Genomic DNA, 7,575 nt, shown 5'->3' on the forward strand with positions numbered 1-7,575 from the left:
CTTCCGTCTCCACCACTGCTGGAGACGGAAGATAAACAGACCCTTTTGACTTATTTTGTACGAATTGGTTTCGTGTAAAGCGGATTATAGCTGAGCAGTAAGCCAGGCTGTTTTTGCAGACAACTCTACCGAGCAACTCCACTTATAGGCCAGATTGATGGTTTCCGCACAGGCATACACACCATGCCCGCGAACAATGACAACTTTATTTCTCGCCAAGCCCTGAGCTACAGCCAACGGTGACTTTTCCACATATTCAGCATAGTTAATCGTAATAACCGGTACGCTGGGAAAGTAATACTGCCCTTCAAAATCCAAAGGAATAAAGTCTTTACCATTCATCGTCATTGCAATGGCATGTGGCCCATGGCTATGAAAAATGGCTTTCGTTGCCGGATTATGCTGATAGGTTGCCAAGTGTAGCGGCGCATCAAGCGAAGCGCCATCACCAATTTGTCCATCAACATCACATGGCACCAGCATTTCCGGTGCGAGCGTGTCTGCGCAACAGCCTGTAGGTGTCACCCATATCTGGTTGTGCCAGCGGAAAGACGCATTACCACTATGTGAATCATTGCAACCATACTGACGCAGCCACCGATAATGTTGAACCAGCTGCGCTTTCAGTTCGTTCAATGCGGCTTCAGGCATCTTCCTTATCCGGCCTTGTGTTCTGGAGATGTCTCAGCCATTGCGACGCCTGATTACGTACTTCCGAGTAATTCAGCGCACGGTTCAGATGTTGCTCGGATTGCTCCATGTTTCCCAAATGATAATTAACCATACCCGAAAGCATCCACGCCTGACCGAGCTTGTCTTCCGGTAATTTTTCCAGGCTTTGCTGTAAAGGCCCGGCCGCTTCAGGCCAGCTTTCCATACTGATGAAAACTCTGGCGAGTTTCAGATCGGTCTCACCTGAAGCGTCCATTGATTGCATACGAGCTAAAACCTGAGTGGCATTTTCATTTTCTCTGGCCGCTAACCAACTGTCAGCAAGCGATTCAAGGTTTTTGAAATTCCGTTCAATCACGCCATCATCCATAGATTTTTGTAAAAGCTGAGCAGATTTATAGGGAATATTCAGATATCGATACATATTCGCCAGGCGCAATACCGTGTCTTTGTCACCAAGATTCAGTCGCTTAGCCAACATCTGCACCGCCAGGGAGGTAAGTCGTTTTTCCTGTTGGGCGTAGAGAGCAGCCAATTGATCCCAATAGGTTTTATTCACTGGAAACTGCTCAATGAGAATTTCCAGCACGTCTATTGATTGACTGTATTGCTGCATTTCCATATGCGCCGACAGCTGCAATCGATACCAGTTTTCTTTGGGTGATTTATCTCGTTGGATGGCGACTCGAATCGCTTCAACAACTTTGGTGAATTGATTGATTTGATAATACGCCGTTGCCAGCAGAACATAGGCACTGCTGTTTGCCTGAGGTTCATCCTTTAACCAGGCTGTCAGCAAATCAATGCCTTTTTGATAACGTCCATCTCCGATTAACAGCTGAGCAAGATTGTAGCGCAGATTATGAGTCACATCTTCAGGTAAGGCATTGAGTGCTAATGCCTGTTCAAACTGTTCTGCGGCCTGCTTGTATTGTTCCGTTTCTGAATACAAATAACCCAGTGTTTGCAATACTACCGCCCGTTCGTATGAGCCTGACTCTGTCTCACCAATCAGCTTTTTCAGATCCGCTTCAGCCTGCCGATACTGTTGCTGCTCCATTTTTTCCTGAGCAGCACTCAGCGCTTTGTAGGTTTTTTCGGTCAGTAAATAGTCATCTGCCAGCACTGAAAATGGCCAGATAAGACTACTCAGTATGATCATCACAGCGAATTTATGATTCAGTATTTTCTTCATTATCTGGCCAGCTTAAATTCAATTTCCTGGGTTGCCCGACGTTCAACCGACTCACCATCAACAACTTTCGGTTTGAACTTCCATTTGAGAATGGCCGTCATCGCCGCATTATCAAATACATTCTCCGGGTTGGCAGACACCACTACGGGATCTTTTACCCTGCCATCACGGGTTATGGTAAAGGCTACGGTCACCACACCTTCAATACCGCGACGCTGAGCAACACGTGGATAATTCGGTGGAATTCGTACCAATGGCACCACTTCATCATCCATTTGTGGGCCTTGCACCGGACTGGGTGAAGGCGCTGGTGCCGGCTCGGCACTGAAATCCCCCAGATAAGGCTGACCGGCAATATTCAGCGGCACATCAATTCTCGGCATGTCCATTTTGGGTTGTTGAACATCAGGCTGCGTCATTTTTGGCGCAGTTGTGGGTGTTGGCGGTGGCGGCTCTTCCGGCGGTGGTGGTTTTTTCGGGATCTCACGCTTTATCGTCTCAGGTGGCGTTTCTTCCTGTTTCAGACGCACAAAGTCCAGTACCAGCATTTCATTATCATCGCGATAAAGACTGCTGTCAGAAGTGGTCATCTCTTTCATTAAAGTAAACAGACCATAGTTGACCACTATCGCCAGTAATAATCCGATCAAGATACGCATAGTCGATGAGTCTCCGCGACTAGTCTCGTTCAGCAGCAATTGAGACATTCGCAACTCCTGCCAGACGTGCCTGATCCATGACTTCAATCAATATACCGGTTTTCGCATTTTCATCCGCCAGAATAATCACCGAACCTTCCGGGTTTTCAGCATACATCCGTTCCACATTGGCACGTACAGCACGGCGATCGATCTGTCGTTGATCCATCCAGATTTCATCATTTTCACGAATCGAGATCAGGATATTTGCACGCTCTTTCTCCACCGCTGTTTTAGCCGATGGACGGTTTACATCAACACCGGTTTCCTTAACAAACGAGGTGGTGACAATAAAAAAGATCAGCAATATAAACACCATATCAATCAAAGGTGTCATGTTGATTTCAGCTATACCGCCACTTTGACGGCGGGAATGTCGTTTTCGCATAAACTTTCCTAATCTCTGCGTAGGGCGTCAGCCACGTTATTAACTTCTCGGGCAACACGCTGTTCCAGCTGAGTAATGAAATAGAGCCCTGATAAAGCAGTCAGCAAACCGCCCATCGTCGTTATCAATGCCACTGAGATACCACCCGCCATACCGCGAGTATTACCGGTTCCGAAAACGGTCATCACATCGAAGGTCTGGATCATGCCGTTTACTGTGCCTAATAATCCCAGCATCGGTAATGCAACGGTCAGCGTTCGAATCAAAATCAGAAAGCGCTCCAGCATCACCTGGCTTTCAGCAATCATGCCCTGGCGGATTTGCTGGGCATACCAACTGGCCAAATCGTCACGCTGGTGCCACTCATCCATCATCTTGCGAACTTCACGTGGATGCAGGAACCAGATAAACACATAGCGTTCAATGATTAGTGTCCACATTAAAATCGACGCCAGCAAAATCAGCCAGAGCACTGTGCCGCCGCTTTCCATCAGCAGCTGTATCTGAAAGAAATTATCCGTCACGGTTCAGAGTTTGTGTTTCAGCGTTACGAGCAACAATCGCTGCACTCTCTTCATCAAGAATTTGAATCAAACGATTACTCTTGCTCGATAAAGCGCTATGAATTAATAAAATAGGAATCGCTACTGCCAAACCTAACTCGGTGGTCACCAAAGCTTGTGAGATACCGCCGGACATCAGTTTCGGATCACCGGTCCCAAACAACGTAATCGACTGGAACGTTTCGATCATGCCGGAAACCGTTCCTAACAGACCCAGCATCGGTGCTACAGCAGCCAGAATCGCCAGTGTCACCAGCCCCCGTTCAATACTCGGTGTTTCCCGGAGAATGGCTTCATCCAGTTTTAAAGAAAGCGTTTCTACATCCTGAGCAATCTTGTCGCTGTATACAGACAGGATTCGGCCCAACGGATTTTTCAGATTCAATTCTTTGGATTTTTGCTGCTTGCTGACGCCACGCTCCAGCCGCATCAATGTCACAAAACGAATCAGCGCAATCAGTAAACCAATTGCACCCAAAATCAGAATGATATAACCAATCCAGCCACCTTGTTGAATACGTTCACGCAAATCAGGTGTTTGCACCAGTAACGCCATAATTGCACCGCGAGTCGGATCAACCACGACTGTCTTCAACTCACCTGGATCACTATTTTCAAATGCTTCAATTTGATCGCGTAAGCGCTGTACCGGCTGTCTGGCTAATTCCACCAGATTACGGTTTTCAGACATGTAACGCAGAAACTTGCCATCACTGAAAGCAGTAAACACACCGACACGGGTCACATCGCGATCTGCCACTTCCCCGTTTGCCGTGATGACCTGGGCTGGAAACTGTTCCACTTTGCCTGAATGGGTCATTTCGTGTTGCAAGACTAACCACAGTTCACGTAACTCATCGATGCTCGGTTGTTGTTTTCGTTCGCTTAACTCTGTCAGAAATGCGATACGTTCCGGATACTGCACACTGGTCATTGATGATTCAATAACCGCCCGGCTGTCATTGGCCATTTGACGAACTGTGCCAAATAATTCACCCAGCGAACCGGAACGTTCCTGCAGCAAAGATTCCTGCTCGGCTAATTTGAATTCATTCTCTTCAAACGCATCATTGAGCCGCTCTGTTCGGCGTTCTTCAGCAGCTAAATCTGCTTTGGCCTGCTCCAGCAATTGCGCCTGACGGTCACGGGCTTCAAGAAACTCGGCTTCCCGCAAACGATTCTGCTCTTGTTCAATGACACGTTCACGCTTGACTTGATCAAGTAACTGGTCGAGATTGACAGGCTTTTCCTCTGCCACAACAGAGAATGGCAAAGCCATTAAAAAAATAATTATCGTTGAAATACTTCTCATTGGATCGCCTCTGGCGTTCTTACCGGCAGGGTTAATAAATCGGGTGGTAATTGCTTACGAGCTACTTTCAGACCTTGTACAACGGACTGAATGGATTCTCTGGGGAGCTGTTGCCAGCTTTTTGATTCCTGATCCCACATACCCGCCTCGCGTTGATCCAGTGTCAGGTAATAAAGACCTACGCGGCCTACGCGCAGGAAATCAACGGTACGATTGCTATCACCTGCGACCAGTTCACCCTGATAGGCTTCCAAAGTACGACCGTATTCAGTTTCAACCTGGTAGGCTTCCAGAATACGACGGAATTTTTCAGACAGCGTTACATCAGCCCGGTTCATCATTGTTTTTAACTGTTCAACGCGGCTATTACGTTCTTCAGGTAAAAATGGGCTATCCAATTCAACAAACTGTTCTATCACATCCACCATTTTGATCATTAATGGCACAATATCGCGTTGCGTTGTATCGATATTGGCTAACTGCGCTTCAACTGACAACAGTTCTTCCTGTTGAGATGAAACAAGCTGTTCAAGTTGACTGTTATAGGCCGCCAGACTTTCCTTCTGATTCAAAACACTGCGATACTCCGCTAATAATTCGCGGGTTTCATCATCCAGATTGTCAATTTGCTGCTGGGTACGCTGGGCTGCGGTATCGGTTTGCACCTGTTGGTCAACAGCTTGATCTAATGCGCCAGCATTGGTGAATGAAGGCACCAACCAGATGCCTAGCAGGCAACATAGTCGGCTGAAATTAAAATGCATAAAATTTTCCTTGTGTTACCGGATGTCGGCGGTGGAAATGAAAGCGACATCTTATCAAGAGAAGACGCACAGTGGGAAGTCTAAATGCGATCTCTTATCATTTAGACGTACGAAGATGAAAAAAGTGCAAAAAAAGGCAAAAAAAAAGCCAGACCGATTGGGTCTGGCTAAACCTTCATAGAAGGAGAGAGAAATATAAGACAATAGAAGCTGAACATTCCTATGGACTTGTGATACAGCTTACTGAATGCAAGCCCATTCGCCATGAGCGACTTCTCCTTTTAAAACGGGAATATGTTCCTTTTCAAAAACATACAAGTAAAACAAGTTGTTAGGACGATAAACCATGGCTGATTGCAAAACGCATCAGTTCCGCTGTTTTATTAATGTCCAGCTTGCCTTTTATCTGGGTCAGATTATTCGCGACAGTTTTGTAACTGATGCCTAAAACGTCCGAAATTTCGTTCATGCTCTTACCTTCTCCAAGTAAGCGTAAAATTTCCAATTCACGCCGCGACAGATCACTTAGCGCACTGGTACCGGCATCAATGTTCAACATTGCCAGCTGCTGGGCCATATCAGGACTGAGATAAATTTTACCTTCCAGCACTTTACTGACCGCTTCGACCAGATGATCCGCTGCATTGTTCTTGGTGATGTAACCTCGTGCTCCGGCTTGCATGGCCCGAGAGGCAAAGACCGGATCCTCATGCATGCTGAACATTAATACCTTGGCGGTATCACGGTTGGCCCGAATGCGGCGTAATACTTCAAGACCGCCCACACCGGGTAAGGTGATATCCAGTAACACCATATCCGGATACAGTTCCTGAAACATCCGGTAACCTTCTTCACCGGTCTCAGCCTCTACGACTTTGGCCGAGGGAATTTGCTGAATTAACTGCCGACAGCCGGCTCTGACAATCGGATGATCATCTACTACCAGGATTGTGATACTTGGTTTCATTTTTTATTTTCACTCTTCATAGGGATCATTACCCTTACCTGCAAACCCTGACCTTCGGCAGTATCAAACGCGATTTTACCACCTAACGCCGAGACCCTCTCTCGCATACCGATCAAGCCAAAGCCTTTTACGGCAGATGTATCCAGCCCTTTACCGTCATCGGTGACCGTTACCTTTATATATTGTTTTTCGCGCTTTACTTCAACCCGTACGTGACTGGCTTCAGCATGGCGAACACAATTGGTTGTACATTCCTGCACTACGCGATACACCGTCACTTGAAGCGTATCCGCCAGACCGGTGAAATCGCCAACAAAATCCCATTCCCAATCAATTTCCGGTTGCCGGTCACGCCAGTTATGTAACATATCACGCAACGCTTCCACCAAACCCAAATCATCCAGTGTCATCGGCCGCAAACGACTGAGCATTTTACGCACCAGTGATTGAATATGGCTGGTAATCAATTTAACCGAGCTGACTTTTTCTTCGACATCCGGCAATTTATTTTCAATGGCAATGCGTTCAATTTCAGCCAGATCAACGCGTATACCAAACAAACAGGGTGCCAGCTCATCATGTAATTCACGTGCCAAATCGCGTCGTTCAGATTCCTGTAAGGTCAGCATGTTTCCTGCCAGGGCATGGTTTTCAGCCATGGTGGTTTCCAATACATCGGCCATATGATTAAAGCGAATCTGGATCGGTTTTAATTCTTTGGCACCGCCGGTATCCACCCGCGCATGAAAATCGCCTTTTTCCAGGTGCCCCAATGCATCGGCTAATTGTTGCAATGGCCTCAGACCATGTAATAACGCCAAATAGATCAGGCTGGAAATCACGGTGAGGAAAAACAAACCCAAAAATAACAAGGTTTCCATATCGCGCCAAACTTCGGTGACTTCATCGCTGGGATCGGCTTCCACCACCAGATAACCATAAGATTGACTGCCCCGAGTGATAAGCCGTCGGAAGGCGACCGCTTCCGGTTCCATCAAACGGATAAACCAGTCCGG

General features: G+C 47.0%; 9 protein-coding genes. All 9 read right to left on the reverse strand.

Features of this window, described 5'->3' with window-relative positions; translation table 11 throughout:
- Positions 1–84: 84 nt before the first annotated feature.
- Complete coding sequence (locus B3O33_RS02690) at positions 85–651, reverse strand: class II aldolase/adducin family protein (RefSeq protein WP_292362126.1); 567 nt, start codon at positions 649–651, stop codon at positions 85–87.
- On the reverse strand, positions 644–1,867 hold the full coding sequence (locus tag B3O33_RS02695) for a tetratricopeptide repeat protein (RefSeq protein WP_292362125.1): 1,224 nt from the start codon (positions 1,865–1,867) through the stop codon (positions 644–646). Before B3O33_RS02695 ends, B3O33_RS02690 begins: the two co-directional genes overlap by 8 nt.
- Positions 1,867–2,574, reverse strand: a complete 708-nt coding sequence (locus tag B3O33_RS02700; RefSeq protein ID WP_292362124.1) for an energy transducer TonB — start codon at positions 2,572–2,574, stop codon at positions 1,867–1,869. Before B3O33_RS02700 ends, B3O33_RS02695 begins: the two co-directional genes overlap by 1 nt.
- Positions 2,546–2,953, reverse strand: coding sequence for an ExbD/TolR family protein (locus tag B3O33_RS02705; RefSeq protein WP_292362123.1), 408 nt, complete (start codon positions 2,951–2,953; stop codon positions 2,546–2,548). Before B3O33_RS02705 ends, B3O33_RS02700 begins: the two co-directional genes overlap by 29 nt.
- An 8-nt stretch (positions 2,954–2,961) precedes the next feature.
- A complete protein-coding gene (locus B3O33_RS02710) occupies positions 2,962–3,393 on the reverse strand; it encodes a MotA/TolQ/ExbB proton channel family protein (protein ID WP_292362877.1) in 432 nt (143 codons plus the stop codon).
- A gap of 73 nt (positions 3,394–3,466) precedes the next feature.
- The gene (locus tag B3O33_RS02715) at positions 3,467–4,828 is read right to left on the reverse strand and encodes a MotA/TolQ/ExbB proton channel family protein (protein WP_292362121.1); all 1,362 of its coding nucleotides are present in this window, start codon (positions 4,826–4,828) and stop codon (positions 3,467–3,469) included.
- Positions 4,825–5,592: a DUF3450 domain-containing protein gene (locus B3O33_RS02720; protein WP_292362120.1), complete on the reverse strand. Its 768-nt coding sequence runs from the start codon at positions 5,590–5,592 to the stop codon at positions 4,825–4,827. The genes B3O33_RS02715 and B3O33_RS02720 overlap by 4 nt, the downstream gene beginning before the upstream one ends.
- 331 nt (positions 5,593–5,923) lie before the next feature.
- Positions 5,924–6,559, reverse strand: a complete 636-nt coding sequence (locus B3O33_RS02725; protein ID WP_292362119.1) for a response regulator — start codon at positions 6,557–6,559, stop codon at positions 5,924–5,926.
- Positions 6,556–7,575 (reverse strand): ATP-binding protein (locus tag B3O33_RS02730; protein ID WP_292362878.1); only part of this gene is annotated, 1,020 nt, incomplete at its 5' end. The genes B3O33_RS02730 and B3O33_RS02725, both read right to left, overlap by 4 nt.

Origin of the sequence: Methylophaga sp. UBA1464 (assembly GCF_002325665.1) — a bacterium.
In the GTDB taxonomy this organism is placed as follows: Bacteria; Pseudomonadota; Gammaproteobacteria; order Nitrosococcales; family Methylophagaceae; genus Methylophaga.